This is a genomic window from Streptomyces sp. NPDC088246 (assembly GCF_044741025.1).
GTDB lineage: Bacteria > Actinomycetota > Actinomycetes > Streptomycetales > Streptomycetaceae > Streptomyces.
In genome coordinates this window covers 233,396-252,929 of record NZ_JBIURV010000003.1, presented here as the reverse complement: position 1 = coordinate 252,929, position 19,534 = coordinate 233,396, and the positions used below count along the sequence as shown (strand labels likewise).

Below are 19,534 nucleotides of genomic sequence, written 5' to 3'. Positions count from 1 at the left end.
TGTGCCAGAACCACGACCTGTGAACAAAGCCGGCAGGCACAGGCTGGATCGGCGGCCCCACATTGGCGAGCAGTTCCAGCAGGTGGGCGCGGCGCTCCGTGTACGGGCGGCTGCGGAGGTCCCCGATTGCGTCCGTACTCGAACGCCGGGCGGGCGAAGTCGAGCCCGTCCGGCGATCGAGGACGGAACCGTCAGGCGGGTGGGGCCCGCGCCGGAACCCGTCCAGTAGCTCACCCGTCACCCCGCCTTCCGCGCCAGCGCCAGCGTGCGGCGGGCCGATGCCACTACCGCCGCGTCGACGAACCGGCCGTCGGGGAGAGCCAGCGCGCCCTCGTCCGTCACGGCCGCCGCCACGATCTCCTTCGCCGCCTCGACCTCCTGTGCCGTCGGGCGGAACGCCCGCTCGATGACCGGGAGCTGGCGGGGATGGATCGCCGCCCGGCCCAGGAAACCCAGCGCGCGGCCATGCGCGCAGGAGGACCAGAGGCCGTCCAGGTCCCGTACGTCCGGGAACACCGACTGGGTGGGTGGCGCGAGCCCGGCCGCGCGGGCGGCGACGACGACCCGGCTGCGCGACCAGTCGAGCCCGGCGTCCTCCCGTACCCCCAGATCGGCCCGGAGGTCCGCCTCGCCCAGCGCGATGGAGCGGACCTGGGGATGGGAGGCGGCGACCGTGTACGCGTGCTCGATGCCGAGCGCCGATTCCAGCAGCGGACAGAGCGCGACCCCCGGTGCCACAGCCGCGATGTGATGGACGGACGCCGCGTGAGTGATCTTCGGCAGCCGGAGTTCGGCGAGGCCCGGCAGCCCGGCCAGGGCGAGGATGTCCGCCTCGGTGTGGACCCGGACATGGATCGGCACTGCCGTCTCCTCGACCGCCTCGGACAGGAGCTCGGCGGTGGCGGACCGTGCGTAGTCCTTACGGTCCGGCGCGACCGCGTCCTCCAGATCGACGATCACCACATCCGCTCCCGAGTCGCGCGCCTTGCGTACCACCTCGGGCCGGTCCCCGGGGACGTACAGCAAGGTGAGGGGGACCGTCGCCGTCACAGGACGTGCTCCGCCCGCAGCGCGGCGATCTGCGGGCCCGACAGACCCAGCCCGGTGAGGATCTCGTCGGTGTCCGCACCGTGCGGCCGGCCCGCCCAGCGGATCGCGCCCGGTGTCCCCGAGAGACGGAACAGGACGTTCTGCATCCGCAGCGGCCCCAGCTCCGGGTCGTCGACCTCGGTGACGGAGTCCAGGGCCCGGTACTGCGGATCCTCCATCACGTCCCGGATGTCGTGGATGGGCGCGATCGCCGCCTCCGCCTTCTCGAACGCGGAGACCGCGTCCTCACGGGTGTGCCGGGCGATCCAGTCGCCGACCGCCTTGTCGAGCTCGTCGGAGTGCTCGGCGCGGGTGGTACCGGAGCCGAACCAGGGTTCGTCGATCAGCTCGGCCCGGCCGACCAGATGCATGACCCGTTCGGCGATCGACTGCGCGGACGTGGAGACGGCCACCCAGTGGCCGTCCGATGTGCGGTACGTATTGCGCGGGGCGTTGTTCCGGGAGCGGTTGCCGGTGCGCGGTTGTACGTAGCCGAGCTGGTCGTACCAGACCGGCTGCGGGCCGAGCACCGTCAGGATCGGCTCGATGATCGCCATGTCGACGATCTGCCCCTCCCCGGTCCTGTCGCGTCCGGCGAGTGCGGCCATCACGGCGTACGCGGTGGCCAGCGCCGCGATCGAGTCGGCGAGCCCGAACGGCGGCAGTGTGGGCGGCCCGTCCGGTTCCCCTGTGATCGCGGCGAATCCGCTCATCGCCTCGGCCAGTGTGCCGAAACCGGGGCGGTGCGCGTACGGGCCGAACTGGCCGAAGCCGGTGACCCTGGCCAGCACCAGCCGCGGGTTGACGGCGTGCAGTTCCGCCCAGCCCAGGCCCCAGCGCTCCAGCGTTCCGGGCCGGAAGTTCTCGATGATCACATCGGTCCCGGCGGCCAGCCGGAGCAGGATGTCGCGCCCGCCGGGGCTGGACAGATCGAGGGTCAGATTGCGCTTGTTGCGGCCGAGCAGCTTCCACCACAGGCCGATGCCGTCCTTCGTGGGGCCGTGCCCGCGCGAGGGATCGGGCTTGCGCGGATGCTCGACCTTGATCACCTCGGCGCCGAAGTCGCCGAGCATGGTGGCGGAGAGGGGGCCTGCGAAGAGCGTGGCGAGGTCGATGACCCGCAGTCCGGTCAGAGGTGCCTGCGCAGTCGCGTTCATGCGGCGTCGATCTCGCTGCGGTACGGCATGGAGGTCGAGGCGCCCGGCCTCTGTACGCAGAGCGCGGCGGCGGACGACGCCCAGGCCAGTGACTCCGGTACGGGCCGTCCCTCACCGAGGGCCACGGCCAGCGTGCCGACGAAGGTGTCCCCGGCCCCGGTGGTGTCGACGGCGGTGACCTCGGGGGCGGGGAAGAGGATGGGTTCGCCGCCCCGGGCCGCGTAGAGGCAGCCCTTCGAGCCGAGTGTGACGACGACCGCCGGGACCTGGCTGAGCAGGATCTGCGCCGCCGCACGGGGATCCGCGGAGCCGGTGAGCTCGGCCGCCTCGTGCTCGTTGGGGATCAGCAGATCGATGCAGTCGAGGAGTTCGGAAGGCAGCGGCTGTACGGGGGAGGGGGTGAGGATGGTCCGTACGCCCTGGGCGTGGGCCACCCGCGCGCCCTCCATCACGGCGGGCAGCGGCAGCTCCAGCTGGAGGAGCAGCAGATCGGCTCCGGCGATGGCGGCCATTTCACCGGGGCCGAGAGCGGTGACGGTGCCGTTGGCGCCGGGGATCACCACGATGGAGTTGGAGCCCATGTCGTCGACGACGATGTGCGCGGTGCCGCTGGGGCCGTCCGCGGTGTGCAGCAGATCGGTGTCGACGCCGGCGTGCTCCAGGTCGGACCGCAGCAGGGGGCCGTACTCGTCGTCGCCGACCGCGCCGATCATCATCACCTCGCCGCCCGCACGGGCGGCGGCGACGGCCTGGTTGGCGCCCTTGCCGCCGGGGACGGTGCGCAGCTCCCGTCCGGTGACGGTCTCTCCGCGCTCCGGAGCCCGTGCGACGTATGCGACAAGGTCCATATTGGTGCTGCCGAGCACCGCGATGCCGGTCATGGGCGGTGTGCCTCCTTGTGGATGAGCCGGTGGGTCTGTCCGGCGAGTGCGTCGAAGCCGATGGAGTCGAAACCGGGGACGGACGTGGCGAGGCGGTTCTTCAGCGGGGTGGTCCAGCGGTCGGGCAGCGCGTCGGGGCTCCCGGCCAGCAGACCGGCGAGCGAACCGGCAGTCGCACCGTTGGAGTCGGTATCCCAACCACCCGACACGGCACGGCAGATGGAGTCGGAGAAGTCGCCGTCGGCGTGCGTGAGGGCGGCGGCGAGCAGTGCGGCATTGGGCAGCACATGGACCCAGTGGTAGCTGCCGTACTCGGCGTGCAGCCGGTCGGCCACCGCGTCGAAGCCGCTCTCGCCGCGGGCCGCCCCGACACCGAAACGCACCGCGTGCGCGAACCGTGAACGCGGCGGGACCACACGCAGCCCGGCGGCCAGAGCGCCGTGCACATCACTCCCACCTCCGGCCGCCTCGGCGAGCGCCGCGGCGGTGAACATCGCCCCGTACACGCCGTTGGCGGTGTGGGTGAGGACCGCGTCCCGGTGCGCCTGCTCCGCCGCGGCCGACGGGTCGCCCGGATGCGTCCAGCCGTGAACATCGGCCCGGATCCGGGCACCGATCCACTCCCGGAACGGGTTGCGGTACCTGGCGGTGTGCGGGGGCTCGATTCCGTCGAGCAGGTTGCGGTAAGCGACCCGCTCGGCGGTGAACGTCCGGCCGGCCGGGAGTTCGTCGAGCCAGAGCCGGGCGAGATCGCAGGTGGTGAAGGACAGGCCGTACCGCTGGAGCAACAACACAGTCAGCAAGGGGTAGTTGAGGTCGTCGTCCTCCGGCATGCCGTCGATGTTCTCGGCCAGGGAGGTGGGTGCGGAGCGACGGTTCCAGGGGTAGGTGGCGGTCAGTTCGGCGGGCAGCCCCTTGGCGCTGAACCAGGTGGCCAGCGGCCAGTTGCCGGTGGCGCGGGCCAGCGCGCGGATGCCGGCGAGCGGCAGTTTCTCGACGGGTTTGCCGAGCAGGCAGCCGGCGGCCCGCCCCAGCCAGGCGGCGTGCAACTGGTCCTGACTCACCGGCGGCGGGTCCGTGCGGAGGGCCGGCCAGTTTGGGCAGGCAGCCCGGATCGCCATCAGCTCCGTCGGCTCGTCAGCCTCCAACGGTGATTCCAGCAGGGCGAGTTCGTCGAGCAGCCGTTCGGCGAGCGCGCGCAGCTCGGGGGCCGCAGGGGTCGATGCGCCCGCGCGCTCCGGGGCGGGGGCGCCGCCCGCCTCGTACCACCGGCGCGCGATGGCCCGCGCGTCCCGCCCGTCCTCGGCCGCCTGGCGCAGCTCGTGCCCGACCAGGTCCTCGGGCTGCACCCACGTCACCCGTACCTTCATCGCGTACCCACCAGCGCGGCGAACGCCGACTCGTGCGCGCGGCGTCGGGTCGTGTCCCGGACGAACACCTCGCGGGCGACGTCGGCCAAGGCCCGCGCGGGGGCGTGCAGATCGAGCCGGCTGGCCTCGGCGACCGTTTTCACCCAGCCGGCGGGGATCGCCTGCTCACCGTGGAGCGCGCCCGCGATCGCGCCGCTCATCGTGGCGATCGAGTCGCAGTCCCGGCCGTAGTTGACCGAGCCGAGGACCGCGTGCCGGTAGTCGCCGTCCGCGACCAGCAGCATGCCGAGCGCGATCGGGAGTTCCTCGATGGAGTGCAGGCGGGACGGCCGGCGGGCGCCGAGGGACGGGGCGCGGTAGTCGGGGCCGACGGTGTCGAAGGGCGCGACAGCGGTACGCAGCGGGGTCAGCGCCGACTCGAAGTCGCGGTGCCGTACGGCCACTTCGCACACCGCCTCGATGGCGGCACGCGTCCCGTCCTTGGCGAGCGACAGACAGGTGTCGACGACGGTGGCGGGCGTCGCGTCCGGGGCGCAGGCGGCGGCGACGGCCGCCGCGAGGACTCCGGCCGCCTCCCTGCCGTACGAGGACTGATGGGCGCCGGCGACATCCAGCGCCTCGGCGTACGCGGCCTGCGGGTGGGCGGCGTTGACCAGCCCGACCGGTGCCATGTACATCGCCGCACCGCAGTTGACGATGTTTCCGGAGCCCGCCTCACGCGGATCGGCATGCCCGTAGTGCAGCCGCGCGACGATCCACTTCTCGGCGAGGAAGATCCGCTGGAGCGGCAGCGCGTCGGCCTCCAGCTCCGGGATCCAGCGGGGGGTGGAGATCAGCTCCGGCACGAGATGGTCGGCGACCGCGTACGCGTCGAGATGGTCGCGCACGGCGCCGTACACCCGCACCAGCGCATGGGTCATCAAGGTGTCGTCGGTGACGTGTCCGTCGCCCTTGTGGTACGGGGCGATGGGACGGGCGGTACGCCAGTCGTCGCCGTCCCACGGGCCGACGACGCCGCTGATCCGCCCGCCGTGGCGTGCCACGATCTGCTCGGGGGACCGGCCCTCGACCGGACCGCCGAGCGCGTCGCCGACCGCGGCGCCGACGAGCGCTCCCGCGATCCGTTCATCAAGTGTGAGTGTCGTGGCCTTCGCCTCGGACCGCATGGGCGTCGTGGATGTCATGTCCGAATTGTCCACCCGCGGGCTTCGGTTTCGTGTCTGCCAGCAGCCCGGCGAGTTCGACGAGATCGGTCCCCGCGAGTCGGGGCAGCGCACACCCCGCCAGGGTGCGGCAGGCCTCGCGCCAGCCGTCCGGGAGGGCGCCGATGCCACCGAGCGCGCCGGTCAGGGCGCCGGCCAGCGCGGGCGCCGAGTCGGCCACCCGTGACAGGCATGCCGCCGCGGGAACGGCCTGGGCGATCTGGCCGCGGGCCGCGGTGGCCAGGGCGAGGGCGACCGGGACGGTCTCGGCGGCGGCGATCCCGTAGCTGTAGACGTGGTCCACGATCTGATGCTCCAGCACCGGTACGAGGGCGAACGCGCCGGCCGCCTCGCCGACGAAGTCGCGGGCGATCCGGACGGCGTGGGCGGCGTTGCGGGCGATCTCCGTGCCGTCGGGGAGCTGGGCGAGCGCGGCGTTCACCGCGGTGTCCACGTCCGCACCGCCCAGGGCCTCGGCGATCGCGGCCGCCATCGCGCGGGCACCGTGCACACCGTCGCCGTCCTGGGTGTAGCGGGCGTCGAACTCGGCGAGGTCGGCGGCTGCGGCGGGGTTTGCGGGGTGGACGACGGCGAGCACGGCGGCCCGTACGCAGGCCGCGTCGTCGAAGTAGTGCGGATTGTCGTGCCCGGTGGCGGGCGGGCGCAACCCGGCGGCGAGATTGCCGAGCCCGGCCCGCACCGAGATCCGGGCGCGCAGGGGCAGCACCGCGGACTCGACCTCGGGGGCACGGGCGGCAGCCGCGGCGACCTCGGCCGCCAGAGCGTTCCAGGCGACGTCGATGGCAGCCCGCATCCGGCGTTCGGGGGACAGCCCGTGCAGCGGACCGGCCGCCGAGGCGAGCACGGTCCCGGCGGCGAACGCCGCCCATTCGGCGTCGTCGGAGGGCCCGAGGCGCAGGGGTTCGGGCGGCTGGTTGAGCGCGATGGGCACGGGCAGAGTGGTCGTGGCGTTCTGCTCGGCGAAGGTGTCGAGCTCCCGGGTGAGGCGCCGGGTCCACTCGGGCATCCTGGCGGCCCGGTGCCGCGCGGCCGGCCACCCGGCGGCGTCCCCGGAAGCGAGCCCGAGCAACAGCCCCTCGATCCGGGCCCTGCGCCCGGGGGCGGGACGGGTACGGATACGGGAGGCGGCGGCGCGGGGGGCGTCGTGCGGGGCGTCCCGGTGAGGGTCCTCCTGAGTGCCGCGCGCGGTGGTCATCACCCCACCACCGTTCCGCCCGTGGTGGGGGAGACGGCGGACGGGGCGCCGGGCGGCGCGTACTCGGCGCCGGTGCCGGTGTCCCGCGCCGGGTCGCCCTCCGGCGTACCGGCGTCGTTCCGCGCGCCCTGGTACACCTCGTCCGCGTCGTCCGGGGTGAGCAACTCCGCGATGTCCAGAACGTGGTAGCCCCGCATCGACGGCAGGCAACTGCCCCGGACCGGGCCGATCGCCTCCCCCCAGTGCCGCGGAATCGCGGACGCCCCGTGCAGGGCGCCGGCCAGTGCCCCCGCCACCGCGGCCGTCGTGTCCGCGTCGCGGCCCATGTTGACCGCGGTCAGCACCGCCGTACGGAAGTCGCCGCGCGCCGCCGCGAAAGCGCCGAAGGCCAGGCCGACCGCCTCGGGCGCCAGGTCCGTCCACGGATAGCCGCCGACGACAACCGCGGAGCGCACCGCGCGTTCCCTGGTGAGCCGGTCGGGGTACGTGCGCTGTGCGGCCGCCACCGCGCGCCGCAGCGAGCGAGCTGTCCAGGAGTCCATGGGAACGACGGACAGCGCGGCGGCGATCACCGACGCGACCCCGGCACCCACCATCGCAGCGGCCACCCCGGCCGCCACCGCCTGACCGCCGTAGATGCCCTCCCCGTCATGGCTGACCCGCCCGTCCACCGCGACCAGCCGCGCCGCCTCGTCCGGCCGGCCCGCCGCGAAGACACCGAACGGCGCCGCCCGCATCGCCAGGCCGTCGCTCCAGGCATGCCGGTGCTGGGCGGAGATCGGGGCGGCGAGGCCCCGGCGCAGATTCTCCAGCGTGCCCCGCTCACTGAACCCGGCGCCGCGGAACGGCCCCTCGTCCAGGTCGGCGATCCACAGATGCCAGGCCCGCTCCACATGGGTGACGGTCAGCGCCGAACCGTGCCGGGCGAGCAGCAGACCGGAGAAGATCGCGTACTCCGTGTCGTCCGTACCCGCGGGGTCGTCGCTCACGAAGCCCTCGATCCGGCCCCAGCGACGACGGATCTCGGACGGCCGCAGATTCTCCGCCGGTGCGCCCAGCGCGTCACCGACCGCGAGACCGAGCAGGGAGCCCCGGGCCCGGTCGCCCAGGTCTCCCCGCGACACCTCGCCCCGGTCCGTGCCGCGCCGTACCGCCGCCTCCGTACCGCCCGTGGGCGGCTCTGCCGGATTTCCTGCAATCAACTCCATCGCGTCGACCCTTCGCTCACACCGAGCCAGTTCTCGTACCTGCTCGATCTGTGCCACGCGGAGCCCCGACAGAGGCCGATAATCGCAACAAAAGGGCCAGTCGGATGACGGCTCAGAGGCGGTGAGTCAGGCCGTACTTACCTGGTCACAGGGGCAGGTAAGTACGGCCTGCCTTGCTGGCGGGGGGCCTTTTTCGTGCGTACTTTCGATGGTGTTGAGCGGGGGCGGAGCGCGTGAAACCCGCTGCCGGAGAAGGGGAGAGCTGTGTCCATCATCGAGACCGACGCCGTACTGCACGAGGCGCACCGCGACAACCACAGCCACCGCGATGTGAACGGCGGCTGGCTGCGCCCGGCGGTGTTCGGCGCCATGGACGGGCTGGTCTCCAACCTCGCGCTGATGACCGGCGTCGCGGGCGGCGCCGTCTCCCAGCAGACGATCGTGATCACCGGTCTGGCGGGCCTGGCCGCCGGTGCGTTCTCCATGGCTGCGGGCGAATACACCTCCGTCGCCTCGCAGCGCGAGCTCGTCGAGGCCGAACTCGAAGTCGAGCGACGCGAGTTGCGCAAGCATCCCAAGGACGAGGAGCGGGAGCTCGCCGAGCTCTACGAGTCCCGTGGCGTCGAGCCCGGGCTCGCCCGCGAGGTCGCACGGCAGCTGTCGCGCGACCCGGAGCAGGCCCTGGAGATCCACGCCCGCGAGGAGCTCGGCATCGACCCGGGCGATCTGCCCTCGCCGCTCGTCGCCGCCGTTTCGTCGTTCGGCGCGTTCGCGCTGGGGGCCCTGCTGCCCGTACTGCCGTTCCTGCTCGGTGCGAGTGCGCTGTGGCCGGCCGTGCTGCTCGCGCTCGTCGGGCTGTTCGCCTGCGGTGCGGTGGTGGCCAGGGTGACGGCGCGCAGCTGGTGGTACAGCGGGCTGCGTCAGCTGGTGCTGGGCGGGGCCGCGGCGGCGATCACCTACGGTCTGGGCACGCTGTTCGGTGTGGCCGCCGGAAGCTAGTGCTCCTGGGCAAGAGCGTGACATCGAGCCCGTCCGGCGGAAGGCTCTGTCCCCCATTTGCCGGTCGGTCCTGTTTCCGTAACGCGTCCGCCGTCCGTGTGACGTACGTCTTGGCGTCCGCCTCTGGGCGGACGGCTTCACCCGGCGTAAAATGAGTCCCTATACAAGGCTGCGCATAGTTAGCCGTTACCTGGCGGTTTCGTTTCCCTTGCCGCCGGGCATGAGCCGTAGACACCGCAGGCAACGACGCCTGCTCTCTGCGGTCCCCCCGGGCGCCGATCCTCCGGCTGCGACCCACCCTCACCGCCTCACGCGGTGTCCGCATGTTGGAACGAGCTATCCGCTTCTTGAGAAGCGCCCCATCATGTAACCTGCACCAAATTTCGCAGAGGGCCAACGTCGTCCCTCGGCACTGCATATGCCACGACGACGACGGGAGAGCCGATGCGTACCGACGCCTGGTCGCCCATGGACGGTCGCCCCGCCCAGCAGGGGATGTACGACCCCCGTAACGAGCACGACGCCTGTGGCGTCGGGTTCGTGGCCACTCTGACCGGTGTGGCCAGCCATGAGCTGGTCGAGCAGGCGCTGACCGTACTGCGCAACCTCGAACACCGAGGTGCCACCGGATCCGAGCCCGACTCCGGCGACGGCGCCGGAATCCTCCTCCAGGTCCCGGACGCCTTCCTCCGCGACGAGGTCGCCTTCGACCTCCCCGAGGCCGGTGCCTACGCCGTCGGAATCGCCTTCCTGCCCGCGGACGACTCCACCGAGGCCGTCCAGAAGCTCGAGAAGATCGCCGCCGAGGAGGGCCTGAAGGTCCTCGGCTGGCGTGAGGTCCCGGTCAGCCCCGACCTCCTCGGCAGCGGCGCCCGCGCCACCATGCCCGAGTTCCGCCAGCTCTTCGTCGCGGACGGCGAGAGCGCCGGCATCGCGCTCGACCGCAAGGCCTTCGTGCTGCGCAAGCGTGCCGAGCGCGAGGCCGGGGTGTATTTCCCCTCGCTCTCCGCCCGCACGATCGTCTACAAGGGCATGCTCACCACCGGGCAGCTGGAGCCGTTCTTCCCCGACCTCTCCGACCGCCGCTTCGCCACCGCCGTCGCACTGGTCCACTCGCGCTTCTCCACGAACACGTTCCCGAGCTGGCCGCTCGCCCACCCGTACCGCTTCGTCGCGCACAACGGCGAGATCAACACGGTCAAGGGCAACCGCAACTGGATGAAGGCCCGCGAGTCCCAGCTCGCCTCCAGCCTCTTCGGTACGGAGCAGCTGGACCGGATCTTCCCCGTCTGCACCCCGGACGCCTCCGACTCCGCCTCCTTCGACGAGGTCCTGGAGCTGCTCCACCTCGGCGGCCGGTCGCTGCCGCACTCGGTGCTGATGATGGTCCCCGAGGCGTGGGAGAGCCCCGAATCCCAGAACGCCATGGATCCGGCCCGCCGCGCCTTCTACCAGTACCACTCCACGATAATGGAGCCCTGGGACGGCCCGGCCTGCGTCACCTTCACCGACGGCACCCAGGTCGGCGCGGTGCTGGACCGCAACGGTCTGCGCCCCGGCCGCTACTGGGTCACCGACGACGGCCTCGTCGTGCTCTCCTCCGAGGTCGGTGTCCTGGACATCGACCCCGCGAAGGTCGTCCGCAAGGGCCGCCTCCAGCCCGGCAGGATGTTCCTCGTCGACACGGCCGAGGGCCGCATCATCGAGGACGACGAGATCAAGGCCGGCCTCGCCGCCGAGCAGCCGTACCGGGACTGGCTGGAGGCCGGCGAGATCGAGCTGGAGGACCTCCCCGAGCGCGAGCACATCGTGCACACGCACGCCTCCGTCACCCGCCGCCAGCAGACCTTCGGCTACACCGAGGAAGAGCTCCGCGTCATCCTCGCGCCGATGGCCCGCACCGCCGGCGAGCCGCTCGGCTCCATGGGCACGGACTCGCCGATCGCCGCCCTCTCCGAGCGTCCGCGGCTGCTCTTCGACTACTTCACCCAGCTGTTCGCGCAGGTCACCAACCCGCCGCTGGACGCCATCCGCGAGGAGCTCGTCACCTCGCTGCGCTCCACGCTCGGCCCGCAGGGCAACCTGCTGGAGCCGACCGCCGCGTCGTGCCGCAGCGTCACGCTGCCGTTCCCGGTGATCGACAACGACGAGCTGGCCAAGCTGATACACATCAATGCCGACGGTGACATGCCGGGCATGAAGGCCGCCACGCTCTCCGGTCTCTACCGGGTCGGCGGCGGCGGCGATGCCCTCGCGGCGCGGATCGAGCAGATCTGTACCGAGGTCGACGCCGCCATAGAGGACGGCGCCCGTCTGGTCGTCCTGTCCGACCGGCACTCCGACGCCGAGCACGCGCCGATCCCGTCGCTGCTGCTCACCTCGGCCGTCCACCACCACCTCATCCGCACCAAGCAGCGCACCCAGGTGGGTCTGCTGGTCGAGGCCGGAGACGTCCGCGAGGTCCACCACGTCGCGCTGCTGATCGGTTACGGCGCCGCCGCGGTCAACCCGTACCTGGCGATGGAGTCCGTCGAGGACCTGGTCCGCGCCGGTACGTTCATCGAGGGCATCGAGCCCGAGAAGGCCATCCGGAACCTGATCTACGCGCTCGGCAAGGGCGTCCTGAAGGTCATGTCCAAGATGGGCATCTCGACCGTCGCCTCCTACCGGGGTGCCCAGGTCTTCGAGGCCGTCGGCCTGGACGAGGACTTCGTCGCGAAGTACTTCAACGGCACCGCGACCAAGATCGGCGGCGCCGGACTCGACGTCGTCGCCAAGGAGGTCGCCGCCCGGCACGCCAAGGGCTACCCCGCCTCCGGCATCTCCGCCTCGCACCGCGCGCTGGAGATCGGCGGCGAGTACCAGTGGCGCCGCGAGGGCGAGCCGCACCTGTTCGACCCGGAGACGGTCTTCCGCCTCCAGCACGCCACGCGCAACAAGCGGTACGACATCTTCAAGAAGTACACGGACCGGGTGAACGAGCAGTCCGAGCGCCTGATGACGCTGCGTGGTCTGTTCGGCTTCAAGAGCGACCGCGAGGCGATCCCGGTCGACGAGGTCGAGCCCGTATCCGACATCGTCAAGCGCTTCTCCACCGGCGCCATGTCGTACGGATCGATCTCCCGCGAGGCGCACGAGACCCTCGCCATCGCCATGAACCAGCTGGGCGGCAAGTCCAACACCGGTGAGGGCGGCGAGGACGCGGACCGGCTCTACGACCCGGCACGCCGCTCGTCCATCAAGCAGGTCGCCTCCGGCCGCTTCGGCGTGACCAGCGAGTACCTGGTCAACGCGGACGACATCCAGATCAAGATGGCGCAGGGTGCCAAGCCCGGAGAAGGCGGCCAGCTGCCCGGCCACAAGGTCTACCCGTGGGTCGCCAAGACCCGGCACTCCACCCCGGGTGTCGGTCTGATCTCGCCGCCGCCGCACCACGACATCTACTCCATCGAGGACCTGGCTCAGCTGATCCACGACCTCAAGAACGCCAACCCGGCGGCCCGCATCCACGTGAAGCTGGTCTCCGAGGTCGGCGTCGGCACGGTCGCCGCGGGTGTCTCCAAGGCGCACGCGGACGTCGTCCTGATCTCCGGCCACGACGGTGGAACCGGCGCCTCCCCGCTCACCTCGCTGAAGCACGCGGGCGGCCCCTGGGAGCTCGGCCTCGCCGAGACCCAGCAGACCCTGCTGCTCAACGGTCTGCGCGACCGTATCGTCGTGCAGACCGACGGCCAGCTGAAGACCGGCCGCGACGTCGTCATCGCCGCGCTGCTGGGCGCCGAGGAGTTCGGTTTCGCGACCGCGCCGCTCGTCGTCTCCGGCTGCGTCATGATGCGCGTCTGTCACCTGGACACCTGCCCGGTCGGCATCGCCACCCAGAACCCGGTCCTGCGGAGTCGGTTCTCCGGCAAGGCCGAGTACGTCGTCAACTTCTTCGAGTTCATCGCCAGGGAAGTCCGCGAGCTCCTCGCCGAGCTGGGCTTCCGTACGATCGAAGAGGCCGTCGGCCACGCCGAGCTGCTCGACACCGACCGTGCGATCACGCACTGGAAGGCGCAGGGCCTCGACCTGGAGCCGCTGTTCTACGTTCCCGAGCTGCCCGAAGGTGCCGTCCGGCACCAGCTGGTCGAGCAGGACCACGGTCTCGCCAAGGCCCTCGACAACGAGCTGATCAAGCTCGCCGCCGACGCCCTGAACGCGGAGAGCGCCGAGGCCGCCCAGCCGGTCCGGGCCCAGATCTCGATCCGGAACATCAACCGGACCGTCGGCACCATGCTCGGCCACGAGGTGACGAAGAAGTTCGGCGGTGCGGGCCTGCCCGAGGACACCATCGACGTCACCTTCACCGGCTCCGCCGGCCAGTCGTTCGGCGCGTTCCTGCCGAGCGGTGTGACGCTGCGCCTGGAAGGCGACGCCAACGACTACGTCGGCAAGGGCCTCTCCGGCGGCCGCGTCATCGTCCGCCCGGACCGTGGCGCAGACCACCTCGCCGAGTACTCCACCATCGCGGGCAACACCATCGCCTACGGCGCCACCGGTGGCGAGCTGTTCCTCCGCGGCCGGACCGGCGAGCGGTTCTGCGTCCGCAACTCCGGCGCGACGGTCGTCTCGGAAGGCGTGGGCGACCACGGCTGCGAGTACATGACCGGCGGTCACGCCGTCGTACTCGGCGAGACCGGACGCAACTTCGCCGCAGGCATGTCGGGCGGTGTCGCGTACGTCATCGACCTGAACCGCGACAACGTCAACGTCGGCAGCCTCGGTGCGATCGAGACCCTCTCCGACACCGACAAGCAGTGGCTGCACGATGTGGTGCGCCGCCACCAGGAGGAGACCGGTTCCACGGTCGCCGAGAAGCTGCTTGCCGAGTGGGACAGCGCCGACGGCGGTGTTTCCCGCTTCAGCAAGATCATCCCGTCCACCTACAAGGCAGTGCTCGCCGCCAAGGACGCCGCTGAGCTCGCCGGTCTCTCCGAACAGGAGACCACCGAGAAGATGATGGAGGCGGCGACCAATGGCTGACCCCAAGGGCTTCCTGACCACCGGGCGCGAGGCCGCCGAGACCCGCCCCGTGGGCGAGCGCGTCAAGGACTGGAACGAGGTCTACGTTCCGGGCTCGCTGCTCCCGATCATCAGCAAGCAGGCCGGCCGCTGCATGGACTGCGGCATCCCGTTCTGCCACAACGGCTGCCCGCTCGGAAACCTCATCCCCGAGTGGAACGACTACGCCTACCGCGAGGACTGGACCGCGGCGTCCGAGCGCCTGCACGCCACGAACAACTTCCCGGAGTTCACCGGGCGGCTCTGCCCGGCCCCGTGCGAGTCGGCGTGCGTGCTCGGCATCAACCAGCCGGCCGTCACGATCAAGAACGTCGAAGTCTCCGTCATCGACAAGGCGTGGGACAGCGGCGACGTAACCCCGCAGCCGCCCGAGCGGCTCTCCGGCAAGACCGTCGCCGTCATCGGCTCGGGCCCGGCGGGTCTCGCCGCGGCCCAGCAGCTGACCCGGGCCGGCCACACGGTCGCCGTCTTCGAGCGCGCGGACCGCATCGGAGGTCTTCTCCGGTACGGCATCCCCGAGTTCAAGATGGAGAAGTCGCACATCAACCGTCGCATCGAGCAGATGCGCGCGGAAGGCACCAAGTTCCGTACGGAGGTGGAGATCGGCAAGGACATCGACGCCGCCAAGCTCCGCCGCCGGTACGACGCGGTCGTCATCGCCGCCGGTGCCACCGTCTCCCGCGATCTGCCCGTCCCGGGCCGTGAGCTGAACGGCGTGCACTTCGCCATGGAGTACCTGCCGCTCGCCAACAAGGTGCAGGAGGGCGACCTGACGGTCTCCCCGATCACCGCCGAGGGCAAGCACGTCGTCGTCATCGGCGGAGGCGACACCGGCGCCGACTGCGTCGGCACCGCCCACCGCCAGGGCGCGCTCTCCGTCACCCAGCTGGAGATCATGCCGCGGCCGGGCGAGGACCGGAACGCCAACCAGCCCTGGCCGACCTTCCCGATGCTCTACAAGGTCACCTCCGCGCACGAGGAGGGCGGCGAGAGGGTCTACTCCGTCTCCACCACCCACTTCGAGGGCGACGAGGACGGCAACGTCCAGGCCCTGCACCTGGTCGAGGTGGAGTTCAAGGACGGCAAGCCGGCGCAGAAGCCCGGCACCGAGCGGAAGATCCCCGCGCAGCTGGTCACCCTCGCGATGGGCTTCACGGGCACCGACCGGTCCAACGGCCTGGTCCAGCAGTTCGGCCTGGAGCTCGACGGGCGCGGCAATGTCGCGCGCGACGCGGAGTACGCCACCAACGTCGACGGAGTCTTCGTCGCCGGTGACGCGGGCCGCGGCCAGTCCCTCATCGTGTGGGCCATCGCCGAGGGCCGCTCCGCGGCACGCGGTGTGGACCGCTTCCTGACCGGAGCCAGCGCACTGCCGGCTCCGATCCGCCCGACGGACCGTGCTCTGGTGGTCTGATCACGGCACACATAGACGTCCCGTACAAAGGCGTACGGAACTGAACGCGGCGCCTGCCCGTCCCCGACCGGACGACCTGGCAGGCGCCGTGGCGCGTCCGCACTCCCCGGGCGCACGGATGCCCACCATGAGCCCCTTGTACCCCCTGGCGGCGCCCCGCTCCGTTCTCCTACGATCGGGAAGGCATTCCACGGGGGAGGAGCGTGCCCATGACCGTGCACGGACGGCGCCTGGAGCGGTCCGTTGCCTGGATCCTGAAGAACATCGATGTCGTCATCGCCGCCGGAGTAGCGCTGACCATCGGTTTTCTGGACATCTTCGGCGATGTCGTCACCAGCGACGTGGCGTCCGGAGCGACCCTGGTCGTCCTCGGTGCCCTGGCGCTCGGTTCGATCGTGGAGCGGGTGCGCCAGCCTGCCGCGATCCAGGAGGCGATGGCCGGTACCCGCCGCGCGCTGGAGGACCTCACCATGGTCCGCTCGCTCTCCGGCAACGATGTCGGCGAGGCGTTGCGCACTGCCCGGCAGCACACCAATCTCTGGTACTTCAAGGGCGGAACCGGCACTTACTTACGGGCCGTCACCCTGCCGCAGTGCGTGGCCACCGCCAGGGAGCAGCGCTCCCAGCTCAACATGAAGATCGACATCATCAATCCGGACGACGAACGGATCTGCCAGGCGTACGCGCGGTTCCGGCAGATGTTCGCCAACCGCAGCAGCACCGGGCACGCCGGTCACTGGACCACCGACCGGGTGCGCAAGGAGTCGTACGCGACGGTGCTGGCCGCCTGCTGGTACCAGCGCAGGCTCACCACCCTGGACATTGCGGTGCACCTCTCCTCCGCCGTACCGACGCTCCGCTTCGATCTGTCCGAATCCTGTTTGATCATCACCCAGGACGACACCTCGCGGGTCAACCTCCTGGTCGAGCGGGAACAGCCGCTCTACGACTACTACGTCACCGAACTGCACCAGAGCCGGGAACAGGCCCTCGTGGTTCCGATGCGTGTGGAGGCGCCGCTGAGCGAGGAGCCCACCGTCGACGAGGCCCGCGGTCTCTTCGAGGCTCTTCAACTGCCGCTGCCCCGTGCGTTCACCGACAGCGACATCGGCGAAATCATTGTCAAGGCACTGCACGCGGAGGATCCCTACCGGAGGTGAGGCGCCCCCCGGCGCGACCCCATGGACTACGACGAGCTGGAAATGGCCCTCACCCACGGCGACACGGTCTCCCCGGACCCCCGTGGCTCCGCCGTCCGCGCGCTCACCGAAGTTGCCACCGGCGTCCGGGCGCTGCGCGCCGTACGCCACCCGCTCGGCTTCCTCTGCCTGCCGCTGCTGCGCGAGGGGCTGCGGGGGATCTGTGTCCATCTCTTCGACCCCGAGTACACGGCCGAGCCGGACACCGCGCCCTGGCATGCCCACAGCTGGGAGCTGCGCAGCCATGTCCTGTACGGGCGGGTCGCCAATCTGCCGGTACGGGTCAGCGGCACCGGGGACGAACCCACCCACCGGATCTTCGAAGTGCGCAGCGGGCCGGGCGGAGTGGACGAGATCGTTCCCACGCCGGTGCTGGTCCGCGGCGAACCGGGCCACGCGCACATCAGCGGCCCGGGTGAGACGTACACCCTCACCGCGGGGAAGTTCCACGCCACGTCCACCGAAGGCACGGGCCCGGCCGCCACACTCGTGCTGGGCCGGTCGATGCCCGGCCGGACGGATCTGTCGCTCGGCCCGCTCGACGGGCCGGCGCGCACCATGACGCGCCGGCTGTGCGACGAGGAACAGACGTTACGCACGGTCCGTACGGCGCTCAGGAGGTTCGATGGACACGTCGATGTCTGATCCGGAAATGGCCTCCGCGGCCGGCGGAGCGGGACCGTACGCGCGTGAGCGCGCGGTGGCGGTGGCCGCGGCCGAGGAAGCCGGAACCATGCTCCGGGACCGATTCCGGGCCCCGCTGACGGTCCGTACGAAGGACGCCTCGGGCGATGTGGTCACCGAACTCGACCTGGCTGCCGAGGAGATCGTGCTGAGCAGGCTGCGGCGGCACTTCCCGCACGACCGCATCCTGTCGGAGGAAGCCGGACTACTGGACGGGACCGGTTCCCGCACCTGGCTGGTCGATCCGCTCGACGGCACCAACAACGTGGCCATCGGACTGCCCGCCTACGTCGTGGGCATCGCGCTCTGCGTCGCCGGGGCGCCGGTGGTCGGAGTGGTCCACGAACCGCTCACCGGCCGGACCTGGCATGCGGTGTCCGGCCACGGCGCGCACAGCGATTCCGGTCCGCTCACCGGTCCCGACGGCAGGCTCCCCGCCCCCGGCCCGGTCATCGCCTGGACCCAGGGCCACGCGGTGGGCCGGGCCGATACGGCGGCCGCCGTGCTCCGCCAACACCTGGAGCTGCGCTGCCGGCGGGTGCTCCAGCTGTGGGCGCCGCTGCTGGGCTGGTCCATGCTGGCCCGGGGGACCATCGACGGTTTCGTCGGATACCGGGCCGAGGGGATCGACCTGCCGGCCGGGGCGCTGCTCGCGGCCGAGGCCGGGGTGGAACTGCGCACCCTGCACGGCGAGGTGTTCCGGCCCGGGTTCGCGGGATCCGGTGCGGACCGAAGCTTCGTCGCCGCCCGTACCGACACGCTCGACTACGTCCTCGCGCAGGTGGCTTCGGTGACCGGGCGGCGCGACCCCGGGCCGGCCGTCAGGTGATCAGCGCCAGCGCGCAGGTGGCGGCCGCCGTGCCGGTCACCGACAGCACCAGCCCGGTCCGCACGAACCGGCCCGTGTCGATCCGCGTCCCGTGCCAGCGACACCGTTCGAACCAGAGAAGGGTCGCCAGCGAGGCCCACGGAGTGATGACCGGTCCCGCGTTGACCCCGATCAGCAGGGCCAGCAACTGGTGGTGATTGCCCGCAGGAATGACCGCCTCACCCGCCACGTACGCCGGAAGGTTGTTCAGTACGTTGGACACCCCCGCGCCCACCCCCGCCGACCTCAGCATTCCGGCCCATCCGTCGTCCGAGCCGAGCGCCGACGCCAGCAGCGCGTGCAGACCGTGCGCGTTGACCGTCTCCACCACCAGGAACATCCCGGGAACCAGCACCAGCAGCCGCCACGGGACCAGTGACAGCCGCAGCTCCGCTCTGCGGCGCAGCGCGAAGGCCGCCACGACGATCAGCATCGCCACCGTCGACGCGGCCCACAGCGGCACGTCGGCGAGCAGGATCGCCAGCAGAAAACCGGCGCACGCCACCGAACAGATCCGCAGCAGCACCGGATCGCCGGGGGTCGAGGCGGACGGCGGGGTGTACCGGTCCTGCCCCCGGCGGCCTCGGCGCCAGTAGAAGGCCCACAGACAGGCGGCCGTCACCCCGACCGTGACCAGCTGAGGCAGCCACATCACGGCGGCCAGTCCGGACGGCGACAGCGCCACCCGGTCCGCCGCCAGCAGATTCGTCAGGTTCGACACCGGCAGCAGCAGGCTCGCGGTGTTGGCCAGCCACACCGTCGTCATCGCCAACGGCACCGCCGCGATCCCCACCCGGGTGGCCAGTGCCAGCATCACCGGAGTGAGGAGCACCGCGGTCGTGTCCAGATTCAGCGTGACCGTGGTGAGCGAGGCGAACAGCACACAGAGCCCGAACAGCAGCGCATAGCTGCCCCGGCCCGCCCGCGCCACCCAGGTCGCCACCACGTCGAAGACCTGGGCCCGGCCGGTCAGTTCGGCCAGCACGATCACCGAAGCCAGGAACACCAGCAGCGGACCGATACGCCGCAGCTGCGCCGCCGCCGGGTCCGCGGGAAGCAGCCCCGTCGCCACCGCGCCCACCCCGAGCACGAGCAACCCGCCGGCCAGCCAGTCCAGCGGATGCAACAGGCCGAGGCTTTTGGGCAGCCTGGTTCGCAGCCGCTGCGGCGAAAGGTCTTCTACCAT

The 19,534-nt window shown here is 71.4% G+C and carries 14 protein-coding genes; 6 read left to right on the top strand and 8 right to left on the bottom strand.

The genetic code is table 11. The features are described 5' to 3' along the window. Window positions 1–237: 237 nt before the first annotated feature. From ACIPEK_RS06300 to ACIPEK_RS06270, 7 genes are read right to left on the bottom strand one after another with little or no spacing between them, the layout of a single operon-like run. Window positions 238–1,050, bottom strand: coding sequence for an HpcH/HpaI aldolase/citrate lyase family protein (locus ACIPEK_RS06300; protein ID WP_401991336.1), 813 nt, complete (start codon window positions 1,048–1,050; stop codon window positions 238–240). Then, window positions 1,047–2,246: a CaiB/BaiF CoA transferase family protein gene (locus tag ACIPEK_RS06295; RefSeq protein WP_401991333.1), complete on the bottom strand. Its 1,200-nt coding sequence runs from the start codon at window positions 2,244–2,246 to the stop codon at window positions 1,047–1,049. Before ACIPEK_RS06295 ends, ACIPEK_RS06300 begins: the two co-directional genes overlap by 4 nt. Beyond that, entirely contained in the window at window positions 2,243–3,127 is an 885-nt protein-coding gene (gene rbsK / locus ACIPEK_RS06290; RefSeq protein ID WP_401991330.1) for a ribokinase, read from the bottom strand. Before rbsK ends, ACIPEK_RS06295 begins: the two co-directional genes overlap by 4 nt. Continuing rightward, the gene (locus ACIPEK_RS06285; RefSeq protein ID WP_401991327.1) at window positions 3,124–4,497 is read right to left on the bottom strand and encodes an ADP-ribosylglycohydrolase family protein; all 1,374 of its coding nucleotides are present in this window, start codon (window positions 4,495–4,497) and stop codon (window positions 3,124–3,126) included. Before ACIPEK_RS06285 ends, rbsK begins: the two co-directional genes overlap by 4 nt. Next, complete coding sequence (locus tag ACIPEK_RS06280; RefSeq protein WP_401991324.1) at window positions 4,494–5,681, bottom strand: ADP-ribosylglycohydrolase family protein; 1,188 nt, start codon at window positions 5,679–5,681, stop codon at window positions 4,494–4,496. The genes ACIPEK_RS06285 and ACIPEK_RS06280 overlap by 4 nt, the downstream gene beginning before the upstream one ends. Beyond that, complete coding sequence (locus tag ACIPEK_RS06275; RefSeq protein ID WP_401991321.1) at window positions 5,626–6,915, bottom strand: ADP-ribosylglycohydrolase family protein; 1,290 nt, start codon at window positions 6,913–6,915, stop codon at window positions 5,626–5,628. The genes ACIPEK_RS06280 and ACIPEK_RS06275 overlap by 56 nt, the downstream gene beginning before the upstream one ends. After that, window positions 6,915–8,123, bottom strand: a complete 1,209-nt coding sequence (locus ACIPEK_RS06270; RefSeq protein WP_401991318.1) for an ADP-ribosylglycohydrolase family protein — start codon at window positions 8,121–8,123, stop codon at window positions 6,915–6,917. The genes ACIPEK_RS06275 and ACIPEK_RS06270 overlap by 1 nt, the downstream gene beginning before the upstream one ends. A 264-nt stretch (window positions 8,124–8,387) precedes the next feature. On the opposite strand from ACIPEK_RS06270, the gene ACIPEK_RS06265 reads away from it, so the two are divergent. The 6 genes from ACIPEK_RS06265 to ACIPEK_RS06240 all read left to right on the top strand — a co-directional run bounded on the left by ACIPEK_RS06265 (window position 8,388) and on the right by ACIPEK_RS06240 (window position 18,309). Further along, window positions 8,388–9,122, top strand: coding sequence for a VIT1/CCC1 transporter family protein (locus ACIPEK_RS06265; protein ID WP_401991315.1), 735 nt, complete (start codon window positions 8,388–8,390; stop codon window positions 9,120–9,122). A gap of 444 nt (window positions 9,123–9,566) precedes the next feature. Then, complete coding sequence (gene gltB / locus ACIPEK_RS06260) at window positions 9,567–14,144, top strand: glutamate synthase large subunit (RefSeq protein ID WP_401991312.1); 4,578 nt, start codon at window positions 9,567–9,569, stop codon at window positions 14,142–14,144. Further along, window positions 14,137–15,597: a glutamate synthase subunit beta gene (locus tag ACIPEK_RS06255; protein WP_401991309.1), complete on the top strand. Its 1,461-nt coding sequence runs from the start codon at window positions 14,137–14,139 to the stop codon at window positions 15,595–15,597. Before gltB ends, ACIPEK_RS06255 begins: the two co-directional genes overlap by 8 nt. Window positions 15,598–15,806: 209 nt before the next feature. Continuing rightward, window positions 15,807–16,757, top strand: a complete 951-nt coding sequence (locus ACIPEK_RS06250; protein ID WP_383067557.1) for a hypothetical protein — start codon at window positions 15,807–15,809, stop codon at window positions 16,755–16,757. A 21-nt stretch (window positions 16,758–16,778) separates the two neighbouring features. Further along, window positions 16,779–17,441, top strand: coding sequence for a hypothetical protein (locus ACIPEK_RS06245; RefSeq protein ID WP_401991306.1), 663 nt, complete (start codon window positions 16,779–16,781; stop codon window positions 17,439–17,441). Further along, on the top strand, window positions 17,434–18,309 hold the full coding sequence (locus tag ACIPEK_RS06240) for an inositol monophosphatase family protein (RefSeq protein WP_401991303.1): 876 nt from the start codon (window positions 17,434–17,436) through the stop codon (window positions 18,307–18,309). Before ACIPEK_RS06245 ends, ACIPEK_RS06240 begins: the two co-directional genes overlap by 8 nt. Here the strand turns inward: ACIPEK_RS06240 and ACIPEK_RS06235 are convergent. Continuing rightward, complete coding sequence (locus ACIPEK_RS06235; RefSeq protein ID WP_401991300.1) at window positions 18,302–19,534, bottom strand: SLC13 family permease; 1,233 nt, start codon at window positions 19,532–19,534, stop codon at window positions 18,302–18,304. The genes ACIPEK_RS06240 and ACIPEK_RS06235 overlap by 8 nt on opposite strands.